This is a genomic window from Paenibacillus sp. FSL R7-0297 (assembly GCF_038009025.1).
Lineage (GTDB): Bacteria > Bacillota > Bacilli > Paenibacillales > Paenibacillaceae > Paenibacillus_AQ.
This window is the reverse complement of sequence record NZ_JBBPAQ010000001.1, coordinates 2,650,930-2,676,676: the sequence shown is the minus strand read 5'-3', so window position 1 is coordinate 2,676,676 and position 25,747 is coordinate 2,650,930. Positions and strand designations below refer to the sequence as shown.

Annotated in this window: 18 protein-coding genes; 1 reads left to right on the top strand and 17 read right to left on the bottom strand. The window is 51.5% G+C overall.

All coding sequences use genetic code 11. From position 1 onward, the window contains the following. Window positions 1-2 precede the first annotated feature (2 nt). The gene (locus MKZ24_RS11775; protein ID WP_340783159.1) at window positions 3-941 is read right to left on the bottom strand and encodes a helix-turn-helix transcriptional regulator; all 939 of its coding nucleotides are present in this window, start codon (window positions 939-941) and stop codon (window positions 3-5) included. A gap of 139 nt (window positions 942-1,080) precedes the next feature. On the opposite strand from MKZ24_RS11775, the gene MKZ24_RS11770 reads away from it, so the two are divergent. Continuing rightward, window positions 1,081-2,127, top strand: coding sequence for a glycoside hydrolase family 88/105 protein (locus MKZ24_RS11770; RefSeq protein ID WP_042238912.1), 1,047 nt, complete (start codon window positions 1,081-1,083; stop codon window positions 2,125-2,127). Between the two features lie 159 nt (window positions 2,128-2,286). Here the strand turns inward: MKZ24_RS11770 and MKZ24_RS11765 are convergent, their stop codons facing one another. The 16 genes from MKZ24_RS11765 to MKZ24_RS11690 form a co-directional block, all read right to left on the bottom strand. Continuing rightward, window positions 2,287-4,023, bottom strand: coding sequence for a hypothetical protein (locus tag MKZ24_RS11765; protein ID WP_197072986.1), 1,737 nt, complete (start codon window positions 4,021-4,023; stop codon window positions 2,287-2,289). Window positions 4,024-4,085: 62 nt separating this feature from the next. Then, on the bottom strand, window positions 4,086-6,392 hold the full coding sequence (locus MKZ24_RS11760; protein ID WP_340783156.1) for a helix-turn-helix domain-containing protein: 2,307 nt from the start codon (window positions 6,390-6,392) through the stop codon (window positions 4,086-4,088). Window positions 6,393-6,429: 37 nt separating this feature from the next. Further along, window positions 6,430-8,031, bottom strand: coding sequence for an extracellular solute-binding protein (locus MKZ24_RS11755; protein ID WP_156123340.1), 1,602 nt, complete (start codon window positions 8,029-8,031; stop codon window positions 6,430-6,432). 60 nt (window positions 8,032-8,091) lie between these two features. Next, entirely contained in the window at window positions 8,092-8,970 is an 879-nt protein-coding gene (locus MKZ24_RS11750) for a carbohydrate ABC transporter permease (protein ID WP_042238915.1), read from the bottom strand. A 37-nt stretch (window positions 8,971-9,007) separates the two neighbouring features. After that, window positions 9,008-9,979: an ABC transporter permease gene (locus MKZ24_RS11745; protein WP_340783153.1), complete on the bottom strand. Its 972-nt coding sequence runs from the start codon at window positions 9,977-9,979 to the stop codon at window positions 9,008-9,010. Between the two features lie 260 nt (window positions 9,980-10,239). Next, complete coding sequence (locus tag MKZ24_RS11740; RefSeq protein ID WP_340783151.1) at window positions 10,240-14,673, bottom strand: beta-galactosidase; 4,434 nt, start codon at window positions 14,671-14,673, stop codon at window positions 10,240-10,242. A 322-nt stretch (window positions 14,674-14,995) separates the two neighbouring features. Next, the gene (locus tag MKZ24_RS11735; protein ID WP_042238919.1) at window positions 14,996-15,262 is read right to left on the bottom strand and encodes a hypothetical protein; all 267 of its coding nucleotides are present in this window, start codon (window positions 15,260-15,262) and stop codon (window positions 14,996-14,998) included. 139 nt (window positions 15,263-15,401) lie between these two features. Then, window positions 15,402-15,785 (bottom strand): DUF3139 domain-containing protein, encoded by a 384-nt coding sequence (locus tag MKZ24_RS11730; protein ID WP_081956659.1) that lies wholly within the window; start codon window positions 15,783-15,785, stop codon window positions 15,402-15,404. A 95-nt stretch (window positions 15,786-15,880) separates the two neighbouring features. After that, a complete protein-coding gene (locus tag MKZ24_RS11725) occupies window positions 15,881-16,660 on the bottom strand; it encodes an SDR family NAD(P)-dependent oxidoreductase (protein WP_340783148.1) in 780 nt (259 codons plus the stop codon). A gap of 188 nt (window positions 16,661-16,848) precedes the next feature. Further along, on the bottom strand, window positions 16,849-17,628 hold the full coding sequence (locus tag MKZ24_RS11720; RefSeq protein WP_340783146.1) for a tetratricopeptide repeat protein: 780 nt from the start codon (window positions 17,626-17,628) through the stop codon (window positions 16,849-16,851). 195 nt (window positions 17,629-17,823) lie between these two features. Further along, a complete protein-coding gene (locus MKZ24_RS11715; protein WP_340783145.1) occupies window positions 17,824-19,014 on the bottom strand; it encodes a hypothetical protein in 1,191 nt (396 codons plus the stop codon). 821 nt (window positions 19,015-19,835) lie between these two features. Next, window positions 19,836-20,714 (bottom strand): sugar phosphate isomerase/epimerase family protein, encoded by an 879-nt coding sequence (locus tag MKZ24_RS11710; protein WP_340783142.1) that lies wholly within the window; start codon window positions 20,712-20,714, stop codon window positions 19,836-19,838. A gap of 55 nt (window positions 20,715-20,769) precedes the next feature. Then, the gene (locus MKZ24_RS11705) at window positions 20,770-21,792 is read right to left on the bottom strand and encodes a LacI family DNA-binding transcriptional regulator (RefSeq protein WP_042238927.1); all 1,023 of its coding nucleotides are present in this window, start codon (window positions 21,790-21,792) and stop codon (window positions 20,770-20,772) included. 64 nt (window positions 21,793-21,856) lie between these two features. Beyond that, window positions 21,857-23,431: a DUF3502 domain-containing protein gene (locus MKZ24_RS11700; protein WP_340783139.1), complete on the bottom strand. Its 1,575-nt coding sequence runs from the start codon at window positions 23,429-23,431 to the stop codon at window positions 21,857-21,859. 79 nt (window positions 23,432-23,510) lie between these two features. Next, window positions 23,511-24,398, bottom strand: a complete 888-nt coding sequence (locus MKZ24_RS11695) for a carbohydrate ABC transporter permease (protein ID WP_042243324.1) — start codon at window positions 24,396-24,398, stop codon at window positions 23,511-23,513. Window positions 24,399-24,441: 43 nt separating this feature from the next. Next, window positions 24,442-25,377, bottom strand: a complete 936-nt coding sequence (locus MKZ24_RS11690) for an ABC transporter permease (RefSeq protein ID WP_231637716.1) — start codon at window positions 25,375-25,377, stop codon at window positions 24,442-24,444. Window positions 25,378-25,747: the final 370 nt, after the last annotated feature.

The following is a 25,747-nucleotide window of genomic DNA, read 5'->3' as shown; positions in this document are numbered from 1 at the left end:
CTTTAACCACCGCCCTGCCGGAGCAGCTTACGGTAACGGCCCGGCGGTACACCTGTCAGGCGTTTGAAGCTGCGGCAAAAATAAGACAGATCTTGAAATCCGGCTGTCACCGCAACCTCGATCAGCGGTATACTCTCAGCTTCCAGCAGCTCCTTGGCACGGTTGATCCGGTAATGTGTTAAATATTCCAGAATCGTAATGCCGGTCTCCTGCTTAAAGATCCGGTGCAAATAGGAGCGGGAGAAATGAAAATAACGGACCATCTCTTCTATCCGGAAGGGGAGCTCGTAGTGGTCGGCAATGTAGCCGGTCATCTGCACCGTGAGCAGCTTCCTGCGCTCCTCCGCTTGCCGGGAAGGCGGACCAGCCTTCTCCCGTGTCAACACAGCGAACAGCCGGAGCAGAAGGCTTTGCACTTCTAGGGTATACGCTTCCCTCTTGCCTGTAAGCTCGCTCTCCAGCTCGAACAAAATAGCCCGGACGCTCTCCAGCTGTCCGGTGTTTAGCTGCCAGAGCACAGAAGCAGACGCTCCATCGGGCAGCCATTCGCAGACCTGCTCCGCCGTGAAACGGTCTACGCCGCAAAGCCTGTCCAGATATCTCTCGTCTACTGAAAGAATCTGCCGGTGCAGCAGCTGGCCATTGGCCGGTCTGGGCATATGCAGCACGGACGGCCTCACAATAATCAGGCTGCCCGCGAAGATCCTGTAGGCTTGATCGCCTGCAATGAATTCCCCGCTTCCTGCCAGGCAGAAGTACCATTCATAACCGTGATGCGAGTGCAGTTCCGCCTGCTGAATGCCATTAATGCGCTGTACACATTGAACCGGGTAATCTACAAGCGCCCTGTTCGTCATATCATCGATCATATAGGAATTCTGCTTCTTCAATCCCGCTGAAGAAGCAGAATTCAACTCATTTACAGATCTCATTCCAGACATGCCAAGCTTCCTTTCCTCATCAGTATAAGTGTACAATCCTCCAATACATTGGGCAGGATCACCCAAGAATTCATACAGGCAAGCCACTTATACTGCTTAATATAAGTTCAACTCTAGATCACAGGAGGACTAGTAGATTATGACAACCTTACCTTCATCACAAACACTTGAGCATGCAGCAAGCAAGGTATATTCATATATGCTCCTGGAACATTCCGGCAATTGGGGAATGGACATGGCGCATTGGGATTGGGTTCCCGGCGTAGGTGCTGCCTCTATCCTGGAATATTATCAGCAGGACGGCGGCGATGAGATTATAAGCCGGCTGTCAGAATGGGCCCTTGTGCATTTGCACCAATCCGGGCATGCAAAGGTTATTAACTCCATGGCTCCGTTTGCCATCTTTCCCGCACTGTACAGCGTCACAGGGAATCCTGTCTTCAAGGAGAGCGCGGTCCGTACCGGTCAATACATGCTGCATGAAGCGCCAAGAACCCGGGAAGGCGCTTTCGAGCATACGGTGACCGAACAGGCAAGCTTTCCGGAGCAGGTCTGGGCGGATACCGTGTTTATGGCTGTGCTGTTCCTGGCCCGTCTGGCCCGGCTGACCGGAGAAACCGGGTATGCCCGGGAAGCCCTCAGCCAGCTGGAGCTTCACCTGAGACTGCTTGAGGATAAACAGAGCGGCGTGCTGTTTCACGGCTGGAACTGTATCACCGGTGACCATATGTCTGCAGCCAGATGGACAAGAGCCAACGCCTGGATTGCCCTTGCAGCGCCCATGATTCTGCAGGAGGTGGATGGCCTGCTGCCTGTGCCTGCCTCCATTCCGGAGAGATACCGCCGCTTGATGGCGGCCTTAATCGGTTATCAGAGTCCATCCGGACTCTGGCATACAGTCATGGACCGGACAGACTTCTATCTTGAAACCTCCGGGAGCGCCGGCATCGCAGCCGGGATATTCAAGGCTGTACGGATGGGCCTGCTCGGCGAAGCAGCTCTGGGACCTGCCAGAGCTGCACTTGAAGCGGTGCTGGGCACGATCAAGGCCGATGGGGAGGTCAGCGGCGTCTCCGGCGGCACTCCGGTTATGCCCACTGTGGAGGACTATAATGAAATCTCCTGCATACCCACTCTCTACGGTCAAGGACTGGTGCTCATTCTTCTGGCCGAAGCCATGAAGTGAAGGCTGACTCCGTTCACAAGACCCTGCCTATGCGGGGGGGAAGCCAGACCAAAGGCACCGCAATCCTGCGGTGCCTTTGGTCTGTGCCGGGCTTGTATACCGCAGCACTAAATGTTCAGATACCGAAGATCAGTCTCCGGGCCTCCTTGAGCCTACCCCTTAGTCCTGTCCTCTGAGTGCTTCCACCATGTCCGGCTTCAGCCGCAGGTTAAGCACCAGTTCCCCATCCTCCGTACTCCAGCTTGCAGCAACTTCTTCCCCGTTGCCTGCGGCCGACATGGTTACGCAGAAGGAGTCCGGGCTGCTGTCCCGTCCCTCATCCTCGCGTACCGACAAGGTAAAGACGACCATTGCCTCGTCCAGAGCCGTAAAATCAATTCTCCGGCGTTCACCGCTGTACAGCACCAGATCAAGGCAGAGGGTATCGCCGCTGTGGACAACTTCCCATTCCGGATTCTGGACCAGCGAAGTTGCCCCTCCGGCAAACCGGGTATACAAACCGCGAAGGGAAAGCTTCACCCCGCCTATGGATACCACCGCCCCTCCGTCCACGGCATTGGCGGTTACACCGTCAAGACTGCCGCCGATTTCCAGTCGCAGGCGCAGATCCTCTGCCTGGATGCCGCCGTCGATCCGGTCCAGACCGATATGCGTATCCCCGCCGTTCAGCGAGAGCTGAAGACCGCACAGCACGTTCCCCTTGCGCTGCTCGGCGGAAAAGACGGGTGCGGAAAAATCATAGCCGTCATGCAGCATCCGCAGCGCCGCATAGACCGTTCCGCCAGGACCGTCTACATAGGCCAGCAGATTGCGCCGCTGATTCCACATGACTTCCTTGCTGGCCGAACCAAGCGCATAGCGCGTAGTCATGTAAGTAACAGCGGTTTTTTCATAGCCGTCTTTACTGCGGTAATACACCTCGCGTACTTCCCTTTCAGCGGCTTCCCTGAACAAGGCGCGGTAGGGTTCGGGACAGGAAATACCAAGGTTGTACCATTCCAGATCGTAGAACATATCCGCTGGAGCACAAAAATCCAGTTCTCCCTCCAGCGCCAGCTGCAGGAACGCCCTGGCTGCATCCGGCAGCAAGGTGGAATAACAGCGGCTATGCGGTCCCGCCCATTGCCCTGTGGATGCGTGAAAATGCCGTGCCACCCCCTCCCAGGCCAAATTCAGCATATCCTCGCATATTTCCAGCGCCCGGCTAACCTTGGTCGCGGAGCGGATGCGTGATAATTCAATAATCGCCACCTTGGTGTACGTCGGACTGTTGTATTCCTGAAACGTCCGGGTTCGGCTGGCATATTGATGGAAGGCCTCGAATTTCTGCAAGCCATAATCCAGATAGCGCGGATTCTGAAAGACTTCTCCCGCGAGCAGCGTCACAAACGATCCCATAATGGCAATATTCGTATAATGCGGACCCATGTTGCGCCGGATGATGGATTCGCAGGCGTGAAATACCGATTCCCGCACCTTCTCCAGCAGCTCCGCAGGCATCCGGTGTTTATGCCGGATTACTGTTGTTAGAAGTACTTTTCCGATAAAATCCGCCCAGTTCCAATCCGGGGGCCTCATGCTGGACAAGGGCTCTTCCAGATAATACGACCAGATGCCATAAGTCACGCTGGCCGGATCATGGTCCTGAAGTGAAACGATTTGCCGGATCACGGCAAAAGCCCTATCCTCAGCATCCGTAAGCCCGGTATCCAAAAGCCCTTGGGCATATTCAATGGAAGAACGTATGGAATGCACCTGTTCCACATTCTGAAGTGCGGTGTGATAGCCGTTGGTTGTATATTTCTCTTTGATCATCGAATGCAACGGGCTGAATTGATTCTCCAATTGTTCAAGCCTCCACCGCAGGAGAGCCTGTTCTTCAAGCATATTGTTCATTGTGATCCTACCCTTCATATAGGAAGGAGAAGCCGTCAATGCCCAGCTCCTCCCGCTCCCTGTTACTTGCGCCGCTGCTCCCGGTATTCGGAAGGCGTCAGCGCGGTGAACTTTTTGAAAATGCGGACGAAGCTGTTGACATTGCCGTAGCCGACCGCTTCGGCAATACCCATAATTTTGCCGTCCGTCTCCTCCAGCAGCCGTTTGGCCTCAGCCATGCGCAGCGCCATCAGATAGTCGATGAAGTTGCCCTCGGTCTGCTCCTTGAACAGCTTGCTCAGATGGGACACGCTGACCCGGAATTCCTCAGCCAGCAAGTTCAGCGACAGTTCGGTTCGGCTGTAATTGTCATGAATATAATCCAGCACCTTAAGAATCAGGCCGTTTTTCTCCCTGCTGCTCCGTTTCTCTTTGATGGCTTCCATATGCCCCTGCAGGGTCTTCATTAGAAATTCCTTGATCTCTTCCAGGCTTTTGTGCAGATTCAGCGACTCCTGCAGCTCCTGGGGCATTTGGATATTCTTGTGGCCGATGCCAACATCCTCGGCGATCTCCGCCGCCTTCATCAGGCATTGAAGGCTGAGCTGCCGGATGATCTGGGGCGGCACGCCATATTCGGCGAAGGCTTCGAACCATCGTTCCACCTGCTCGCGCAGCTTCGTGCCGTCCAGCAGCTTCAGCGAATCCATCATATCCTCCGTCATCGCCACCAAACGGTAGAAGCGGGGAGAAAGATCGCTGTGAATATCCTCACGGGTAATGATCGAGTTCGCGCCGAAGACAAGGCGGTAGGACAAGGCCTCTTTGGACTGCTTAAAGGACTTGTGAAGCTCTGTCATGGACTCCACCAGCCCCCCCACCCCAATGGAGATGGTGCGCCGGAAATTCTCTTCCACATACGATTTGATCAGTTCCGCCACAGCCACCGCCCGCAGCTCGGCATCGGCATCATCGTCGGCAAAGCTGATGATGATCGCACAGGTGCCATTCTCCAGCTCAATGGCAGCGCCCTTTCCCTCAGCCAGAATCAGCTCCTCGGCCAAATTGCAGAGCGCATAATTGTACAGGTGCACATCCCGGATCGCGGCAATCTCCTCCCGCCGGTCCAGCTCCGCATTTAGCACGACAAAACGGTTCGGATGAAACTGGATTCCGAGCATTTCCATATACTGCACAACGTTGGAGATATTGATCTTATAGTTGGAGAGCAGCTCCATCAGCAGCTGCCACTTCAGCATGGGGCGGGTCTCCTGCATCTGCTTGTGCAGCTGGTCGCTCTGGACCAGAATCCCTTCAAAAGCGGACTCCAGAAATTGCAGATCATCTGCCCGGTCTGTCTCCTTCACCTGCGGAGAATATTCGTTCAATTTGACGGAGAGTGTGTGCAAAAACCGGTTCAGCGGTCTAAAGGTCCACTTGCCGAGCGCCAGGCCCATGGCGGCAGCGGCAATGAGGATCATCGCCGAAATCACGGCCAACGTATTGCGGAGTGCAATAAGCGGCTGGTTGAGCTTAAGATCGGAAACGGTGCGGATCAGCGTCCATCCGGTGTAGGGAGAGTCCGTATAGAAGACCATCGACGGCTTCTGATCCACCTGTGAGTGAAAATTCCCCGTTCTGCTCTTGCGGCTCAGCGCCTCATGAATGTATGAGGACTGGCCGATGTTCTGCCCCAGCTTGTTCTCGGCGGGATGAAGCACGATCTGCCCTGTCGCATCCACAATAAAGGTCTCCCCAAGATCCTCATCCTCATTGTGAATCAGCGAAAGCAGCATTTCCGTCTTCAGATTCAGTGCCATCGCCCCTTTGCGGGCACCCACGGAATGAAGCAGCGGATAGGTGCGGACCAGCGTGACCACATTTCTGTAGATCGGCGAGGTGGACCGGTTAATGACCAGCTGGCGGCTCGGCAGCCACTCAAAATAGCCATCGAACGTCTCGAACGTATTGATCCAGCCGTAATCGTCCAGCTTGCGCTCCTCAGTCAGCACATCTCCGGAAACCAGCCTGCTCTGGCTGTAAGAATACATATCGATGGAGAAGATGTAATCGTCGCTGCGAATGAGCCTGTCGATCTGTCCGCCCAGCCGGAAATCATTGCCCGCCGCTTCCTCACTGGGAAGCTTTTCATCAAAAAACTTCCGGACCTCATCATACTGAACGAGCTGCACGGACTCATTGTCCACACTTTTCAGCACCAGCTCCAGCTTCTGGTTCATATGCTCAAGCAGCTCCATATTCGTCCGCGTCAGGCGGTCCTTAAGATCGCCGGTGAAGATGAAATAAAACAACAGCCCCGATATGCACACAATCAGGAACAAAAGAATCAGCAAGCCCGCCATCAGTTTTTTTGCCCATTTATTCTGCAAAGCTCCCCATCCTTTAGTTCCCGACTGATCTCAGCCGTTACTTAAAACTGGCCTTGTTCTGCTCGTACCATTCCTGCGCCTGGATCTCTACCTGCTCTCCGCCGAGCCGTTTCCATTCCTTGCGGATTTCCTCAAGCGCCCAGACACCGGTATACTTGCTTCCCTGTGTGGTAACCTTGGCGCGGATCTCATTGATATAAGGCGTCATAGATGTCTGGATTTCATTGAATTCCACAAAGCTTGGCTGATATGGAATATCCCGTCTGAATTCATTCTTCATCGCCAGCTCAAGCCCCTGCTGGCTGAGCGCGGCGAGGCGCTGGGAAACTTCGTCCGAAGCGGCCTTTACCAGCAAATCTTCCGGTTTGAACGTATTGTTGCGCAGGATGGCGTATTCTGCGGCGTATCCTACTTCTTTCTTGAATTTGTCAGCGTCGATCACCTTGGCGACTCCGTTCACATCGGTGTAGTGCTCGCCCTCAATGCCGTTGTTAAGTGCCTTCCAGCCTTCATCCACCATCCAGTCCAGATAATTCACAGCCGCTTCGGGATCGGCCATATCCTTGTTGAAGGCAACATAAATGAACGGGGAAGTCTCCTGATACAGGCCGAATTTCCCGTATTTCGTGGATACCGGCTCCAGCGGCACAGGCTGCGCATCCGGCACATTGGCCAGCATATCCTTCAGTTGAGATTCCATTGTTCCGCCGCCCCAGTTGGCGATATAGATGCCTGCCTTGCCGGTGGTCCAGAGCTGGATGGCCCGCTGATTGTTCTTGTCGGTCAAATATTCCTTATCGACCAGCCCCTGCTCGTATACCTGCTTCTCTAGGGACATGACATCGCCGAACCGGTCAAGCAGGGCACCATACGCCATCTTGCCGTCTTCCAGATACCACTGGTTGTTCATATCCGCATAAATGGCCGAATAGAAGTCAAAGGTGGTTGAGCCTACGATCGGCGTCGTATCCGCGGCGCCGTTGCCGTCCGGGTCTCCATCCTTGAAGGCCTGGGCGACCTGAAGCAATTCGTCAATGGTGGTCGGCATGGCCAGTCCAAGCTTATCCAGCCAGTCCTGGCGAATCCAGGCGCCGTGATTGGCAACAGAATTCATGGTCCGCTCCGTGGCGACTGCATACATTTTTCCGTCGAACGTCAGGTACGGCTTAAGTTCTGGATGCGCTTCCAGATAGGCTTTGTAAGAGGTGCTGTACTTCTCGATATATTCATCAATCGGCTGGATCGCCCCTTGAGTAACCAGCTTTCCGATATAACTGCGGTCATATTCCCAAATCAGGTCCGGCGCCTGGTTGGAAGCGATCAGCACATTTAATTTATCCTGGGCCTGTGCCCGGGGAACCGGAATAATCTTCACGTCTATCCCGCTCTGCTCCTTGATCCATTTCACCCAGCGGTTGTCCTCATACGTACCCTCATCACTGGAAACGCCGCCGCGGTCGAACATTGAAACGCTTACAGCCTTGGGCTTGCTGTTTGTCGCCTCGGGGCTGGTGGTTGCCGACGAATCTGTCTTGGTATTCGCCGTGTCCGTGTTGTTCGCGCACCCGCTCAGCAGCGTGGCCGCCGCTATCCCCAGCGTCAACGCTGAGGACAGCCATTTGGTTTTGTGCATTTTCATTTTTAAATAACCTCCCTTATTAATCTAGCATATCTTCAAGCTTGTGGTAAGCTCGTGATATCAGCCTTTGACCGAACCCAGCATAACGCCTTTGACAAAATGCTTTTGCAGGAACGGGTAGACACAGAGAATCGGCGTGATTGAGAAAACAATAGATGCCGCGCGTATTCCCTCCGGTGTAATGGAAATCTGCCCTACGCCTTCCCCGCTCTTCAGCAGTTCGGGACTGACCATTTCGATCATCTGATACAATCTGACCATCAGGGACATTTTGTCGGTGCTCTGGATATAAATCAGCACATTCATATAAGAGTTCCACCAGCCCACTGCATAGAACAGGGTCAGAGCCGCAATGACCGGCATGGACAAGGGAAGGATAATTCTCCAGAGTATGGTCAACTCATTGGCTCCATCGATAGCGGCGGATTCTTCCACCTCTTCCGGGAGTCCCTCGAAAAAGGATTTCATGACAAACATGTTATAGACGCTGATTAATGCAGGCAGCCAGAGCGCCCAATACGTGTTGACCAGCCCCAGAGCGTTAATTAACAGAAAATGGGGAATCATCCCGCCGCCAAACAGCATGGTGAACAATACAGCCATCAGAATAGCGTTTCTTCCCCGCAGCCTGCTTTTGGACAAGGGATAGGCGCACAGCACGGTGAACAGCATGTTAAAAGCAGTCCCCGCAACGGTGATGAACACCGTATTTTTCATGGCTACTACCAGTTGCCCGTCGTCAAACAGATTGCGGTAGGCGTCCAGATTAAAATCAACCGGCCAGAGGAAAACCTCCCCGCCGCTGATCGCCCGGCTGCCGCTGAAGGATGTGGCGATAATATTGATAAAGGGAAACACTGTCGCCGCGGCAAACAAGGCAAGCGCGATATAATTCAGCCACCGGAAAAATACGGATGAGAACTCGGCTTTGGCTTTCATAAATGTAATCGACCTCTTTCTGTAAGCATGATTCCTCCTACCACAGGCCCCGCTCTCCCATAGTCTTGATTAACCGGTTGACCGAAATGACCAAGATAAAGGCGATAAGTGACTGGAACAGCCCCAGGGCCGTTGTATAGCTGTATTGAAGATTTTCGATCCCGCGGGTATAGACATAAGTGCTGATAACCTCGGCAACCTGGCTGACGGCGCTGTTCTTCATGGCGTAGACCTGCTCAAAGCCGACGTCCATCATTTGGCCTACCCGGAGAATCAGCAGAATTGCGGCGGTACCGCGGATACCCGGCAAGGTGACATGCCAGATTTGTCTGAATTTACTGGCTCCGTCGATTTTGGCCGCCTCGTACAGGGTAGGGTCAATGCCGCTTATAGCCGCCAGATACAGAATCGTTCCGAATCCCGCCTCTTTCCATATGCTTGAAGCAATGAAGGATACCGGCCACCAGAAGGTGTCTGCCATGAAATAAATCGGCTCCAGACCAACCATTTGCAGCAGCTGATTCACGATCCCGGTGGATGGGGACAGGATGGCGATGACGATGCTCCCCAGAACCACCCAGGAGATGAAATGCGGGATGTACAGCAGATTTTGCAACACACGCTTGTAGCTGCTCCGGGTCACCTCGTTGAGCAGTATAGCCAGAATAATCGGCACCGGGAAAGCAAACACGAGACTGTACAAATTAAGCAGCAGCGTATTGCGCAATACTGTATAAAATTCCGGGCTGACAAACAGTTTCCTGAACTGCTCCAGACCTACCCATTCGCTCCCCCATATTCCATCCGCCAGCCTGTAATTTTTAAATGCAATAATTTCTCCGAATAATGGGGCGTATTTGAACAGCACAAAAAATACAGCAACCGGAATAAGCATGAAATACAAATATTTATCCCGCTTCAGCTGTTTCCGGAATCGGCTTTTGGATACTGCGGCTCCGGAGCCTTTCTGCATCGCCGGTGGAATATAGGGCTCTGCGGATTGTGACAAGTTAATCTCTCCTTTCTTGTTTCTTGCTAAAGGCTCGTTCAGTAAGCGCATCCCCTATCTGAACGGCTGCCCTCAAATTAGCATGAAAGGAGGAGCTTTCGAAACCTTCACTTTCCCGTTTTCTACACCATTTCCCGATCCGGCACCCTTCATCATTTGTTCCAACCTTCATTTTTTAAGCCGGCAGTACATTTGGTTCCTTTTTTGGAAGTTTATATAGCACAAATAGCGGCATTCCCGAAGGAATGCCGCCCATGCAATCATTGTAAAGATTCCCCGCCCTCTACGGTTCCCAAGTCAAGCAGCAGCGGTGAGAAGGCATCAAGTGTTACGGCCGATGCTCCAAGACTCTTGCCCTGGATCAATTCCTGTATGCTTTCCGGCGCCTGTCCATTGAGAAGTATATTTACCTGTTTGGCCTGCCAGCTGTAATTGGCGATATTCAGCAGCAGTCTGCCTTCGTATACACTGGTTCTCCACTCCACATTGGAGACTGTTTCTCCGGTTTGAGCATCCGTCAATTCCACCTGAAGCAAATTTTGCTGTCTGAGCAACGGAATAAGCTGCGCTTGCAATGCCGGGAGAGTCGGCGAAGTTAACGCGGTTGCAGTTCCTGTTACAGGAATAACTGCAGCATGCGCCATAATGTAGCTTCTGGCCGCTTCCGGATGCGTCTGGTTATGAACATCCCGGATAAAGGAATCCTGGCCCAGCACAACCGCCTGGCCCCCTTGCTCAATATAGGCTTTGACGGCTTCTATAGTCTCTGCGTCCACATTCCGGGCATCCGGAATAATCAGCAGCTTGACGGAAGACAGCTTGCCTTCCCCGATCTGCTTCTCACTGACAAAGCCGACCTTCTGCCCGGAGAGGGACAGAGCGGAATAGGCCCGGTCCACCGCCTCCAGATAAGCCGGACGGTACAGGTTGGACGCCTTAGAATACAGAACGGCCGTTTCTGCGGGAGCGTTCTGGAAGGAGGTCACCTCACGGGCCAGACGGTTCAGGTCCATGCCTGTTGTGCCGATAGCCGAAACGACATCCGGACGGTACAATACACTGCCCTCGAAATCGCTGGCGGGATCAGTGGTTCTTTCCCATACCCAAATGGTGGAAGCGCTTCGTCCATGGATAGCTCCCTGCCATATATCGTTGCGCACATGGGACGCCTGTTCAGGCACATAGCGGCTGTCGCGGTCGGGAATGATGTGGTCTTCCGAATTGAACACAGGTGCCGTTTTAAAGGAGGACAGCAGATCATAATATTTAAGCTTCTCTATAATCGTCGCTCCCTCGTCATGCAGATAATTCCAGGCATCCAGACCATTCAGATCACTGAGGCCGGATATCTGCTCCGGATCTATCCCCCAAGATAACGGGGACTTGGCCAACTGGGACTTGGCCAGCACTCCACCCATGATTTTTACACTTACAGGAATATCCGGCGCCATTTCATGGATAATATCTGCCATCCATTCATGCCACTCAGCAAACAGCTGGTCATTAAAGCTGATCCAGTCATAATAAAGTGCTGTCCGTTCCTCCGCCTGCGGCATCGCAACCTGCTCAAAGGATTCATAGGCGGTATTGTACACGGCATTTAGCTGTCCAATATCCGAATACATCTGCTTCAGATAAAACTGCCATGCGGGCTTTTGCGCAGGATCTTTATAAGAGATGAACACCGGCTCATTGGACAATACGATATTCTGGAGAGCAGGATAATCCTTGACCATGGGAATCAGGGTGCGCAGATAATCCTCAATCGCCTCCCTTGCTTTCGGATGATTAAAGTTGAATTTGATGAAGCCGCTGTTAGTAGAACGGATTTCAGGGTACTTTTGCAGCAGGAATTCCGGGAAATAATGCGGTGACAGCAGCAGGCTCACCGCCTGATTATGTTCACCGGCACTTTGCAGCGCCTGCTGGATATCATTGCGGATGGTGGCCGTAGAGATGAGATAATCCTCTTTCACTACAGTACCGTCATCCTCAAATCCGGGATACGCCGCCAGATTGGCGGTGGTCCCGCTTTCCACAATGCCAATACTGTCGATCAGCAGAGAATCGGTTATATTCTCGGACACGATGCGGAAATCGAGTGAGGTCTCGGCACTGCCCGTGCGATAGGTTTTGGTAATTTTCTGCCAATCATAGGTTCCTGCCGGGATACCCAGCCGGGTTGCGAAGGTCCCGAACCAGACGTTGTTTACATTGGCTCCTTTGACCCACATGCTGAATTCATAATTGGTGTTTGGCTTGACGGCTATTTTCTGCCATACCGTTCCGTACACATTTGCAGCCTTGGGCGTAAGGTTGACTATCTTCAAGGCCCGGCTTCCTTCGTGAACCACTTCTGTCCCGTAAGAAAAGCTCGCCTTGGCTCCCCCCCTGATTTCCGTGCTCCACCCAAGTATCGTATTGGGCGATTTGAGGATACGGTTAGGTCCGGTCTCCATCTGGATCATGTTCGACCCAAGCTGGGACAGAACAGGAATATCCTTTTTCACCTGGGCAAAATGCCCGTAACCGGTAAAGAAGATCGGTCTTGACTCCTCTGCCCCTGTCTGCGAATTGATCGTGTTGCCAATGAAAGATTGCCGGTCGATAGTCACATCGCCGGTAACATAATGCGGAACCGGGAAACTGGTCTGTGTCCCAGCCAAATAAGCCTCAAGGCGTTCCTCGGTCTGCTGGTACAACAGCAACAGCTGGTCCCTGACATATTGCGCCCGTTCCAGTTTATATTGGGCAATATCTTCCTTGCCGTAAGGAATAAATTTATCGATGACCGCGATATCCAGCTTTTCATAATCCACTGCGATCCCCTGCGCCTCCACCTGCTCCAGCAGCGCTTTCAATTCACCCATATCTTCTTCAAGCTGCTCTATATCCTGTTCAATCTGAGTGCCGGAAGGAAGAATGTCGAGCTCCCAATGCAGTGTCCTCTCCTCGCCCGTTCCCGTTTCCCTGACCTCTGCCGTGAGCGATTGCTCTCCGGTTCCGGCAAAGGAGGCCGTAATCGGATACTGCAATACGGAATGCGCAGGTACTGTAATATTCCTCCATGCCGGGTCCACTTGAGCTATCTTTGTCTGGAATTGCTTCGCCTGATCTGTGGAATTCACCAGCTTCAGCTGAAAGTCCAGCGGCTCATTCTGCTCCGCTGTGTAGCGGTTCTCTTCCGGCTGCATATAATCACGGTCCAGCCATGCCGCCCACGTACTGTTTTGCGGGATGAAGAACAGATTCCCGAAGCTGTACTGGTCCTTCAGTTTCCCTATGCCCGGCGTCCATTCCACCCAATTCTTCCGTCCGGCTCCGTCATTGTCATTCAGCACAAAATTGAAAGGCATGGATGCCCCCGGTTCATCCGCATGGAGCGCACTCCAGGGAATTTCAGCCTCATAGATGGTTTCGGAGCCAACCCGTTTGGTCTGCAACCGGATAGGCTGCTTATCGGCGGGCGTATCTCCCTGATTCCATGTCCATACCTCAGGCGCTCCGTTCACCTGGGCGAATCCATACTCTGGACCATACAACACACTTGTTCCCGAAGCGAACTGGATACTGTCCCCTGACCACATCGCTGCTCCGGCCACACCGGATTGCACATCATCACGCACCTTCGCGGCAAAATAGAGGTGATCCTGATTATAAGCAAAATATACTCTTCCTAATAAATCGTCAGGTCCCTGCCAGCTGGCCAAATTGGCCTGGCCGCTTCCGGGCAGCGGCAATTCGATGTAGGAGGCTTCGTCCCATTCACTTAAATCACCGTCCAGGATGATCCCGTCCGCATAATAGACAGGCACCGCCTTTCCTTCCGCCAGACTTCCAAGGAAAGTCTGTTCATCCATCACCGTGCCTGCCCCGGCTCCGTTTACGCTATAGCTGAAGGTTGAGACAGGACTGTCTGCATATCCTAGGCTTTTTGCATACGCTTTCAAAACTAATGAACGATCGATGGCGACCGGCCCGGTGTACCATTGCTTTGTCGGAGACAAAACAGGGTCCGTGCTATCTGTTGTGTAATAAACGGCAGCAGAGACGGTTGCTGTAGCCAAGCTGACAGTTGTGCCTGATTCCACGGGTCCAGAAGGAGGATCGGCGCTGACGGCCGCAGCTTGCGGCACAGTCTCAAAGTCCCCGTTCTGCAGCAGATTGGTATCCGTTCCTGCCTCCACCATCGTCAAATCATCAAGCCAAAGCGCCCCTGTTACGCCCTCGGAGAGAACGGTGAACGGGTAAGAGGTGGCGGAGGCATCTGTTGTAATATTAAACACCATAGACTGCCAATCGAAGGTTCCCGTCGGCAGAGCCTTTTTTAGCGACCAGCCGGCATTTAGTGCGATACTTGAGTACGAGGCTTGAGTCCCCTTGACCTTCAGGCTCACCTGATAGGTGGTATTGGGCTTCACCGGAACATGCTGCCGGATCGCCAGAAACACATTGCTGGCCTTGGGCGTCCGGTTGACTATTTTTAACGAGGCCTGACCCGCACTGAATACGGTTTGGTCGATGTAGACTTCCCCGTCCACCCCATTGTTATTGTAGCTTGTTGGCCAGTCTGGAATATTGGCGATCGGCGCAGATGCGGCATATGCAGGAGGGATGTTAATCCCGCTGCCCACGATCAGCAGCACACTGAGCAGTACGGCAGCAACTCTTGCGGAGTACCTTTGGGTTCTCAAAATCGAATGCCTCCTTTGTAGCTATTATTGGCTTCGCTTATTCTCGCTCTCCGTCCGGAGCTCCGGATGCTCCTCCTTTCTTTCAGGGTCTAAAGCACCTATAACCTACCATCTGGCATCGTTTTGTGTTATCTGCACCTTTTGTGACGGTCTGCTTTATTTGTGATTTTGAGGTTTCTATTTTTGTGCTTCTCTCTATCTAATGCTAAAGATGCGGGATGACTATTCAACTGAGCCCCATTAATCCATAGAAAATAACACCCGCAGCAGGAGATCTATCGCATCTCCATTCTGCGGGTGTTATCGTATATCTTGCTTATAGCTAGTAGCTGCGGCTGTCCTGAACATGAATATAATTAACGCCTTGCGCAGTCAGTTTAGAGCCGCTTATATTTGCGACTCGGACCGCCTTCTTGCCTTTACCGCTGAGGGAGAAACTGATATTACTCGCCAGCTTGTTCTCTGCGATCTGCTCCAATGCGCTGTGAAAGCCCCCGATTGTCACTCCCTCCAGGTTCTCCAGCACCGGTTCTTTGCCCTCTTCAATCGTCTTGAGAATCTGATAGATCAACGACTTGCTTCCGTCCATCTTCCATTCGCCTCCCGGGTCTATTGTGAGCGTTTACATTTCTTTCAGCCGCGTACACAAAGTGAATACTTTTGTATATGTATGTCTTATTCGACAATGTATACCCATTCCCTCTTATTGGAAAAGCGAAAAAGGTTGTTCAATAGAATGTTTCGTCCATATGTTTGCCGTACAGGCTGGAGGTTCCGACAAGTCTGAATTCCCCATTTACTTTGGCATACGTATAGTTCACATCTGGCTCATCTTTGAACAGTACGTCCGCATCATAGTCGCCCGATTTGAAGCTGTAACCTCCCCGGATTTCCTGAATATTGGCAACCGGGTACAATCTTGTATGAACCAGATATTTTTTCACTTCACTAGCCATCTGACTTTTTTTATGAGGAAATCCGGTAAGCGATATATATATCCCTCCGGCCAATATAGTCATTACCACTAACACAATAATTGAAGTCCTGTTTTTAAACCCCAAAGGAGAGCCTCCGTTCCACACTGGAATTTCAAATATGCGATAGAATAACATATTTTTACATCCACTTTCATTTTAGCATAATGGCTCTTGTGAGGCTAACATCAAAAAAAAGCACCGGTTAAGGTGCTTCTCACATTACAACGCGCTTATGCGTTCTGCTGGTAAACCGGTGCACCCAGGGGAGAGCTGCCCGCTCCGCCGTCTACAGCGATATCGGCACCTTGGATATACGAGGAATCATCCGAGGCCAGGAACAGCGCCACCTTGGCAATCTCTTCCGGATCACCCGCACGGCCCAGCGGAATCGAACGCGACATGCCTGCCTCCACCTGGCTCCAGTTATCCATCGCGGATTGTCCCCAGATAGGTGTGCGCGTCACGCCAGGGGCAATGTTGTTAACCCGGATGCCCAGCGGGGAGAGCTCCGAAGCCAGCACTTTGGTCATGCTGCTGACCGCCCCTTTACTGGCGGCATATGCAGAGTTGCCGGGTCTGCCAGCCTTAGCCAGCACGGAGCCGGTCAGAATGACTGATGCACCGGCCTTCAGATGAGGCAGTGCGGCCTGAACAGTGAAGAAGACACCGGTCACATTAATCTTGAGCACTTCCTCGAAAGTCGCCAAGTCTGTGCTGCCGAGCGGTGTTGAAGCCGCTATGCCTGCATTGGCATAGACAACATCCAATCTGCCGAAGGCCTCAATCGCTGCGTTCACAGCCGACACAGCGCTCTGCGGATCTGTCGCATCCGCCTGAACCGCAATGGCATGCTCCGCACCCAGTTCTTCTACCGCCGCCTGCAAAGATCCCGGATTGCGGCCGGTAATAACGACTTTGGCACCTTCAGCAACAAACAGTTTGGCGGCAGACAACCCGATTCCGCTATTCCCTCCTGTAATCAAAGCAACCTTACCCTCAAGCTTTCCCATTCTGAACACTCCTTAAGTTATAAGTTTATTTGTTGTTACTGTGTAATCAAGCTTCTGGCTGATGTTTTGAGACCGAACGTTCTATTATTATCAAAAAAATTTATCCGTCTCACATTTGCAATCTTAGCATATTGAGAACGAACGGTAAAGTATTATTTTTACCGGTCGTTCTCAATAATTCCCCTTGGTTAACTCTCTCTATGAATTTGCCTGGCCACTGAGACTTCCAGCTTCTCAATAAAGCGCAAAGCCTGATTGTTGCCGGGTTCAAGCTCCCGCAGTTTACGGGCTATCCTTAATGCCGTCTCGTAGTCTTTCAGTTTAGCATGGCAATAGATGATGCTGGTCATGCACTCCGTTTCATCCGGCTGAATTTTGGCCGCCAGCCCGAATGCATCCAGCGCCGCCTTAAATTCACGCATTTCAAGAAGAACAAGACCTTTATTACGCACAGCATCATAACAGGACGGATCCAGTTCATAGGCTCTCTCAAACTCCTTGAGGGCTGACTTAGAATCAGACACCCTTGCGTAACACATTCCCAGGTTCAGATGGGCTTCAGACTGCGCTTCATTGAGCTTCAAGGATTGCTCATAACATTGCCGCGCCTGTGCATAGTCCTCCATCTCATAATAATAGGTACCCATATAATAAAGAGCATCCTCACTGGCCGGATTCATTCTCAGAGCTGTCTCATAGTAACGGAAGGCTTTGTCCAGCTCCCCCAGTCTGAAATACACCCGGCCGAGATTAAACACAGGTCTTTCCCACTCCGGACTCTTCTGCTGAAGACGTTCAAAACAGGAAACCGCCGCCCGATACTCTCCCAGTGACAAGTGGCAGCAACCCATATAATTCAGACAGTCACCGGAATGCCCTAACTCCCACTCCTCCGTGAACAGCGCAAGCGCGCGAACGAAATCCCCGCTGGCATACGCTTCTTCACCCTGATCGTAAAGACTATCCACTTCCATACCCCCTCCCCTGTATCCAGCCCCTCTATATAGCCAGCCGTGCAATAAAGAACAGATAGCCCGCGATCCACAGCAACGCAGCAATAATAATTAAGGCCCTATGTACCCCACCCAGCTGGCCGGTTTCCAGTTAAAAAACGGGTCCGCCCCTCGCCAGGACGACACCCGTTCCTTCATTTATTAGAAACCTTACCGCCCCGTAGTCTCAAAGGAAAACTTGGACGTCCAGGTGGCACCTGCATCCTTCGTCACATAAAGTGCCGAGCTGTTCAGGTCTCTCACCGCTAGCCAGCCTTGATTATGATCGGTGAAGGAGATCGTCCCTTCGAAACCGTGAACCGTCATCCGGTTACTCCAGGCCTGCCCGTTATTCTTGGTGACCCCGATCCCCACTTGTTCCGCTGCAGGCTGGAATCCCACCAGGAAAGCGGTTGTTGTACCGATCACCACCAGATTGCCGGGGCTGCCCGAAGCCGGCCCCTTCTTCACCTTGGCCGCACCGCTTCCCGGAGCCGGACCGCCTCCGGCCGTCTCTTGAGCAATCACCCGGGTCCAGCTGCCGCCGGAGTTAGCGCTGCCGTAGAGCGAATACGAAGTCTGCGACATTCCGTAACCGCCGTACAGTACGGCATACACCTGACTGCCGTTCGCATAGACTTGTCCGTATGAGGGTTCTGCGTAGGAAGATTTCAGCATCAGCTTCCAGTTCGTTCCGCCGTCTGCCGTCCGCATCACCCGGTACCCGCTGCCCGGTACAACGACCACGGCCCATCCGCTGCTCAGGCTGGTGAAATAAGCTCCGCGTGTATTCGCTGGTGTCTTAATCAGGCTCCAGCTCTCTCCGCCGTCATTCGTATAATAGGTGGACGCACGGTTGTAGCCGAATCCCTTGCTGCTGTCCAGGAACTCTACCCTTTCAAAGGTCACGGCTTTATTCGACAGCCTTGTCCAGGTAGAGCCTCCATCCGTGGTCCGGATCAGATATTTAGCCTGACCGTCATTGACCGCGGCAAGCGCCCAGCCATGAACATTATCAGGGAAGTCGATCTGCTGAAAGCTCCACTGCCCTTCATAAATCTTCTGGAAATGGCATCCGCTGTCCGAGGTTCCAATCAGGAATCCGTTCCCGGCTGCCCGCCCTGTATCAGCACTCAGAAACTCTACATCAGAGAAGCTAAGCGGGATCGCATCTGCTCCGCTGTGTGCTGCCTGCAATTCCTGAAGCAGTCCATGATCTCCCGTGCCGCAGGACGAAGCCGGGGTTGGTGCCGGTGCCGCTGCCTGCACCGGAGAAGCCGAGGTCCCCCAGCCCAGTAGAGTAATTAGACTAGCGGTAAGGAGAGTTAATGTGATCTTCTGCAATCTGGTTGTCCCATTCATTGGTGACACCTCCTAGAATATATATACCCTGTATGCGGACTGCTACTTCGCGCTATGTAATTGCTTGTCCGCCACTTTTATGAGTATATTAAGCGTAGAACTCCTGACAATTCAATGTAATATAATAAATGGTACAAAACTGTAACCAATTGAACTGTTACGTTATTCCTCTATGGTTTAAATAATAAGTACAGAAGCTTTCTAACATACAGCAACTAGTAGCAACTAAGGGAAGTGAACGAGTATGATAAAAAAGGACATTCAACATGCGCTCCTCTCCAATCTGTGCCAACGCGTTCACTTGATCAGCGGAGAAACTTACACCGGAGTATGTAAAATAGATCACTCATCAGACGCACTGCACATCGCAACGAACAAAGGCACCTTCACTGTTCCTTACTGGACAATCAAGCGTTTCGTTTAAGGACCAGCTTCCGGGAACTGTCATCATAATAAAGGATCTGCCTCTGTTTCCTTCGCCGGACACACTTTTGGTTTTGGCGGATGAATCAGGGGTATTTACGCTTCTGATTGCCGCGCCGGACTCATTATGAGCCGAATCCGATGTCCATGTTCCCTCCGTACGCCGAAATTTCTGACGGTTGGGCAGCTTGAAGTCCTGTATTGTTGTATTTTCTGCAAGATTCCTGGCGGTGACCTATACTCCCCTCCTTCCCTCGTCATTCCCGCCTCACTCCCGCGCTGGCGTGTCCTGCTCCCGGCCAGCCCGCTTTCACTCCCCTACAGGGGGAGTAGTTCCAAATACAACAAAGACCCCATCCTCCACATGCGTGGATAACGAGGTCTTGTTGTCGTCAAAGTCAAATCACCGGATTCGGCACAAAGCTGCCTCCGCGGCAATTCTTCAAATAATTCAGGGCATGCACCTGGCCGGTCATCTCCAGCTCATCACGGTAGACCGGATCATGCCAGCCTTCGATGTCGATCGTGCCCTTGTAGCCGCCCTGGCGGAGAATAGTGATAATATCCGTCCAGTTGGTATCGCCGAAGCCTGGCGTGCGGTCCCATACATAAGGCTTCGGACCATGAATCCCGTATTCCTTAACGATATCCCAGGCAATTGTGGCATCCTTGCCGTGCACATGGAATACCTTATCCACCCATTTGCGCAGCTGCGGAACCGGATCAATCAGCGCGGTCAACTGGTGGGCAGGCTCCCATTCCAGTCCCAGATTGTCCGCATTTACTGCATTGAACATCTTCTCCCAAGCTGTAGGGTTATGCGCGATATTCCAGTCGCCCTTCTGCCAGCTGCCGCCCATCGCACAGTTCTCAAAAGCAATCCGCAGACCCTTGTCCGCGGCCCGCTTCGACAATCCTCCGAATACCTCTGCGAATCTAGGAAGAGACTCGTCAATCGAGGAGCCCGGCAGCCGCCCGGTAAATCCGCCTATAATGTCCGTGCCGAACAAGTGGGCATGTTCAATCAACTGCTCCCAGCCGGCAAGGGTATCCCCACTCTCGGGGTTGCCGCCAAGCGGATTACCATAGATCCCGACAGCAGAGATCACGAAGTGATGCTTAAGCGCCAGCTCCTGAATCCGGGCCGCTGTCTCCGCCAGATCGGTATCACCAATCGTCTGCCAGAAATTCAGTTGGAAGGATTCGAAGCCATGCTTCACCATCTGCGGAATGACCTGGACGGCTTCACCGCCCCGGACCAAAGTGCCTATTCTCAAAGATTCTTGCATCCTGGATATCAACTCCAATACGTTTATAGTCAGCGCCCTGCTGTTATCGGCTCTTGATCATTTTGCAAGAGCCCCGTTTGAGCAATACCGCATCATAGACAATATGCTGATGGTTCGTGCGATTCGAAATAAGGTCAAATAATACCCCTACACTGGATAGAGCCATTTCCGTACCCGGCTGGCTGATCGTATCCAGCGCAGGATGATAATATTCTGCCATCTCAATGCCGTCAAAGCCGATAATCGAAATATCATCAGGGATGGACAAGCCGGCGGTAAGCACAGCCTTGGCCGCACCGATGGCAATGGTATCGGAAGCAGCAAATATTGCGGTCACCGCTCTGTCCCGGTTAAGCAGTCTGCGTGCAGCGTTGAAGCCCGAGCTCGGACTGTATTCACAATCCTCTACAAGTCCGGCATTGTAAGGCAGATTATTTTCTTCTAATGCCAGCTTATATCCCAGAAGCCGCCGGCTGCCCGTAGTTTCATCCAATAAAGGTGATTTGGCCAGGAAGCCAATGTTCTTGTGTCCAAGTGAGATTAAATAACTGGTCGCCTTATAGGCCTCTTTCGATTCATTGATGGTTACGCTGGAGAATATGGCCGGGTCCACTTCCTGGGATGTAGTAATCGTCGTCAGTACAAACGGAACCGTCAGCTGCTTAAACTTCTCTTCGGAATGATTATACGTACCGCCCATGAAAATAATCCCGCTTAAGTTCTTCTCCTTCACCAATTGAATCGCCGCATTGATCTCATCGGTTCCATCCTCTACCTGATGGATGAGAAACGGATAGCCGCGCAGATTGACCTGCCGTTCAATTTCCTTGATCATGATGGCGAAGAACGGATTGGTAATTCCCTTGACCATGAGTGCAATGTTCTTGGATTGCGTGGTTTTTAAATTCCGTGCGTTGGAATTCGGAATATAATTGTATTCCTTCACGACACTCAGAACCTTCTCGCGGGTCGCATCACTCACCAGTCCCTTATTATTAATAACCCTGGATACAGTCGAGATGCCGACTCCGGATATCCGCGCGATATCCTTAATATTAACGTCCACACTACTCCCCCATTTATAGGTAAGGGAGCTATAGACTATAGCTCCCAGGTACCTCTACATTCCTTTAGTTGACGGGTACAAATTCTGCCAATTGTTTCTCTACTTCGGCAATGACCTTGTCAATTCCTGCTTTTGTCAGCTGGTCACGGTATTCTGCAACGGCTGCTTTTGGATCTTTGCTTGTTTTACCCAGCATCAGCTGAATACCGAGCTGTGCATTGACGTTCGAGATCGAAGCAATTTCAGTTGTTACATTCGAAGGATCGAAGCTGAAGCCGTTGTAAGGATCATCGATTGCTTCTTTATCCCATTCAGCAAACAGGTCTTTACGGATCGGGTTCTCAGTATCACTCGGAATCACGAACTTGTCGTTTCTGAGGGACCAGGCCGAGAAGCCTCCGCCATCTGTTTTTTCATTGAAGCCTTCCGGCTGCTTCTTCACGCCATCTTCAATGACGTAGTGCTTGCCTTCGATACCGTATTGCATCAGGTTGTAGTAGCTTTCATCGGTCATGAATTTCTCAATTACCATCAGAGAGCGCTCCGGATTAGAGGAATTCGCGCTGATTACTGTCGAGTTGTCTACACCCATTTTACGCTTGATTTTCTTATTCGCTTCAGCAAAAGTATAGAAGCTTGTAGGAGAGTCAGGCAGTGCCTTGATATCTCCGCCGTACTGCCCGATCCAGTCCTGGGCATGAGTCAGATAACCCGCAGAGTTCGCTGCTCTGAAGTTGTCCTTGCTGCCGAGGGAAGCGGACAGAACGTCTTTGCCCCAATAGCCCTTGTCGCCCCACTCACGCATTTTCACAGCCCAATCCTCGAATTCCTGGGTGAAGGCTGGATGCAATACGGTCTTGTAATCCTCCGGGCTCTTGGTGACCAGATTCAATTCATTCAACGAGATACCAGGTGCGTTCAGCCACATGTCTGTAGTATCTACGAGCATTCTGTACATGTTCTGTGCATCCTCAGCCTTACCGTTAATTGGCGGGAAGGATTCGTTGGCAACCACATTATCCATGTATTTAACCATATCATCGATTGTCTTAATTTCGGTCATGCCGTATTTCTTCAGCAGATCCGTACGGTATGCATAACCGGCAGGCGTGTATTCACTGAACAGACTCGGTACGCCGTAGATTTTGCCATTGACCTTGGTGTTCTGCCAGGAGGCTTCAGGAATCTCCGCCTTCAGCTTAGGCGCCACCTTGTCCAGCATGTCGGTAATGTCAGTCAGCGCCCCTTCAGTAGCCAGGGTGTAGTAAGACACAGCGGCACCCGGAGAAGCATGCGACAGATCGAACGATTCGCCGGAAGCGAACAGCAGAGGATACTTGGTAGCTACGTCCGGCCAGTCAATATACTTGATTTCAAGTGTAGTATTCAGATCAGCCTTAAGCTTCTTATTGATCTCAGCCAGAATTTCTTTATTGGTAACTCCTTCACTGCCCCACAGGTAGTACACCAGCTTTGCTTCCTTAGAGGTGTCTACTCCTCCAGCATTGGTGGAAGTGGATGGAGTGTTCGACGAACCTGAATTATTTCCATTTGCATTATTGCTTGACGAACAAGCGGATAGCACTCCAGTAAGCATGAGGACAGCAGCTAGAGAAGAAGCAATCTTTTTACCTTTCATTCGGTAAGCCTCCCTTTTCTTTTCTATATTATGGATATTGCATCTATAACAAACACCCTTCTATTGAAGCAGGCGTCCATTAACCTTTAACAGCACCGACGGTAAGACCGGTTACGAAGTAACGCTGAATGAATGGATACAGGAGAATGATCGGGCCTGTGGCCAGTACGGCTGTAGCCATTTTAATGGATTGGGTAGGCAGATCGGCTGTATTAATGACCGCTCCCGAGTTGATGAGACTGCCCATATTCGCCTGGTTGATCATGCGCTGCAGGAAGTACTGGAGCGGGAACTTGGTCGGAGAGTCCATGTACAGCATCCCGTTGTACCACTCATTCCAGAAGCCCAGCGCCGAGAACAGCCCGATAGTCGCCAGTGAAGGAACCGCCAGCGGCATGAAGATCCGCCAGTAGATGCGGAAATCGCCCGCGCCGTCAATCGTGGCTGATTCATACAGGGAATCCGGGATCGCCTTCATGAAGTTACGCATCAGGAAGATCGACCACGCCCCTACCACAGCCGGCAGAATCATGGCGAACAGGTTGTCCTTCATATGCAGATGCTTGACCATCAGAATATAAGTCGGAATCAATCCTCCGCTGAACAAGGTTGTGAAATAGATCAGGAAGGAGAAGAAGTTACGGTATTTGAAATCCTTGCGGTTCAGGACAAATCCGGCCATGGACATCATGAACAGCCCGAGCACCGTACCTACGACTGTGATAAAAATCGTAACCTGATAAGCATCCACCAGCTTGGAGGAGTTACTGAGCAACAATTCGTAGGCCTTGAAGGAAACTTCATTCGGAATCAGCTTATATCCCTCGCGGACAATCTCCTGCTCATTCATGAAGGAGGAGGAGATCATCAGCGCAAAAGGAAACACACAGAACAGTGCAAAGATCGAGATGCAGATGTAACTGATCACTTTTATGAAAACACTGCCGGAATCCTGTTTGATTTTAATAGATGTACTTGCCATTTTCATCACCCCTGTTTCGTGTCATGTCTTAGAACAACGCGCTGTCCGGTTCAACCTTGCGTACAATAAAGTTAACCACAAGCACCAGGACCAGGCCGAATAAGGATTGGTAGAATCCTACTGCAGCACCCATCGAGAAGTTAAATTGTCCCACCAGGGAGCGGAAGACATACGTATCTATGATATCCGTCTGCGGATACAGCACGGAGTTTGTGCCAATGAGATTGTAGAACAGGTCGAAGGAGCCTTTGAGAATCCCGCCCATACCGAACAGCAGGAGCAGTATAAAGGTCGGCTTCAGAATAGGTAGGGTCATGTAGCGGATCCGCTGCCAGGTAGTAGCACCATCCATGTAGGCAGCCTCGTACAGATCATGGTTGATCCCTGTGATCGCAGCCAGATAGACAATCATACCGTAGCCGGTACCAGCCCAGATCTTGAAGGCCACAATAATGTATTTCCAGATGCCCGGATCATTATAGAACTCATAACGGTCCAGCCCTGCCCCCGAGATCATCGTATTGATGAATCCGGAGTTGAAGTTGAAGAGATTGTAAGCAAACACACCAACGATAACCATCGAAATGAAGTTTGGCAGGAGAATAACGGACTGGGAGATCTTCTTGAACCATTTTCCGGTAATCTCCGACAACATGATGGCAAACACAATCTGAATAATATTGCCTAAAGCAAGGAATACCAGATTGTAGAGCAGCGTATTCTTGGTGATATTCCAGAGTTCTCCGGTCTGCACCAGGAATTCAAAGTTCTTCAGACCGATGAAATCACTTCCAAAGATGCCTTTGTTGAGCTTGTAATCCACGAATGCAACATAAGCGCCGGGCATTACCGCATAGTGAAAGACCGCGAAATACACAATGACAGGCAGCAGCATGAGATACAGCACTTTGTTCTTAAATAGTTCCCGGACGATATTTCCGCCCGCATGTACAAATCTTGCCAATGAGCCCACCTCCAAATTGAACGATGCATTCTTACCGCATGCATATCTTTGTTTCACTTCTTGTCCCTGCAGCTGAATGACAACTGCGTGCATACCTTTAATATTTAACCGTATTGGACAGTATAGAAACGTTTCCATTATTTCTTTGTGTTTCCCCTTGCTCAGAGCATACTCCCAAGTTGTATACGCTGTCAAACATTTTTTATTTTCGAATTACAAGTAAAAAAATTACATTCTGCATCGCAAAGATGATAATTAGGTCGTTTTTTCGTAGATAATTGACTTTTTTTCGTCTTCAGACTAATATCGAGATGTATCACTTATGGAAACGTTTCTATTTATTCTTTACACGGACATGTCACCATCTAAT

Excerpts from the sequence above, each read along its gene's own strand:
- MKZ24_RS11770 (WP_042238912.1), top strand. The coding sequence starts at position 1,081 with ATGACAACCTTACCTTCATCACAAACACTTGAGCATGCAGCAAGCAAG.
- MKZ24_RS11700 (WP_340783139.1), bottom strand. The coding sequence starts at position 23,431 with ATGAAAGGTAAAAAGATTGCTTCTTCTCTAGCTGCTGTCCTCATGCTT.
- MKZ24_RS11775 (WP_340783159.1), bottom strand. The coding sequence starts at position 941 with ATGTCTGGAATGAGATCTGTAAATGAGTTGAATTCTGCTTCTTCAGCG.
- MKZ24_RS11750 (WP_042238915.1), bottom strand. The coding sequence starts at position 8,970 with ATGAAAGCCAAAGCCGAGTTCTCATCCGTATTTTTCCGGTGGCTGAAT.
- MKZ24_RS11715 (WP_340783145.1), bottom strand. The coding sequence starts at position 19,014 with ATGAATGGGACAACCAGATTGCAGAAGATCACATTAACTCTCCTTACC.
- MKZ24_RS11725 (WP_340783148.1), bottom strand. The coding sequence starts at position 16,660 with ATGGGAAAGCTTGAGGGTAAGGTTGCTTTGATTACAGGAGGGAATAGC.
- MKZ24_RS11735 (WP_042238919.1), bottom strand. The coding sequence starts at position 15,262 with ATGGACGGAAGCAAGTCGTTGATCTATCAGATTCTCAAGACGATTGAA.
- MKZ24_RS11765 (WP_197072986.1), bottom strand. The coding sequence starts at position 4,023 with ATGAACAATATGCTTGAAGAACAGGCTCTCCTGCGGTGGAGGCTTGAA.
- MKZ24_RS11730 (WP_081956659.1), bottom strand. The coding sequence starts at position 15,785 with ATGTTATTCTATCGCATATTTGAAATTCCAGTGTGGAACGGAGGCTCT.
- MKZ24_RS11755 (WP_156123340.1), bottom strand. The coding sequence starts at position 8,031 with ATGAAAATGCACAAAACCAAATGGCTGTCCTCAGCGTTGACGCTGGGG.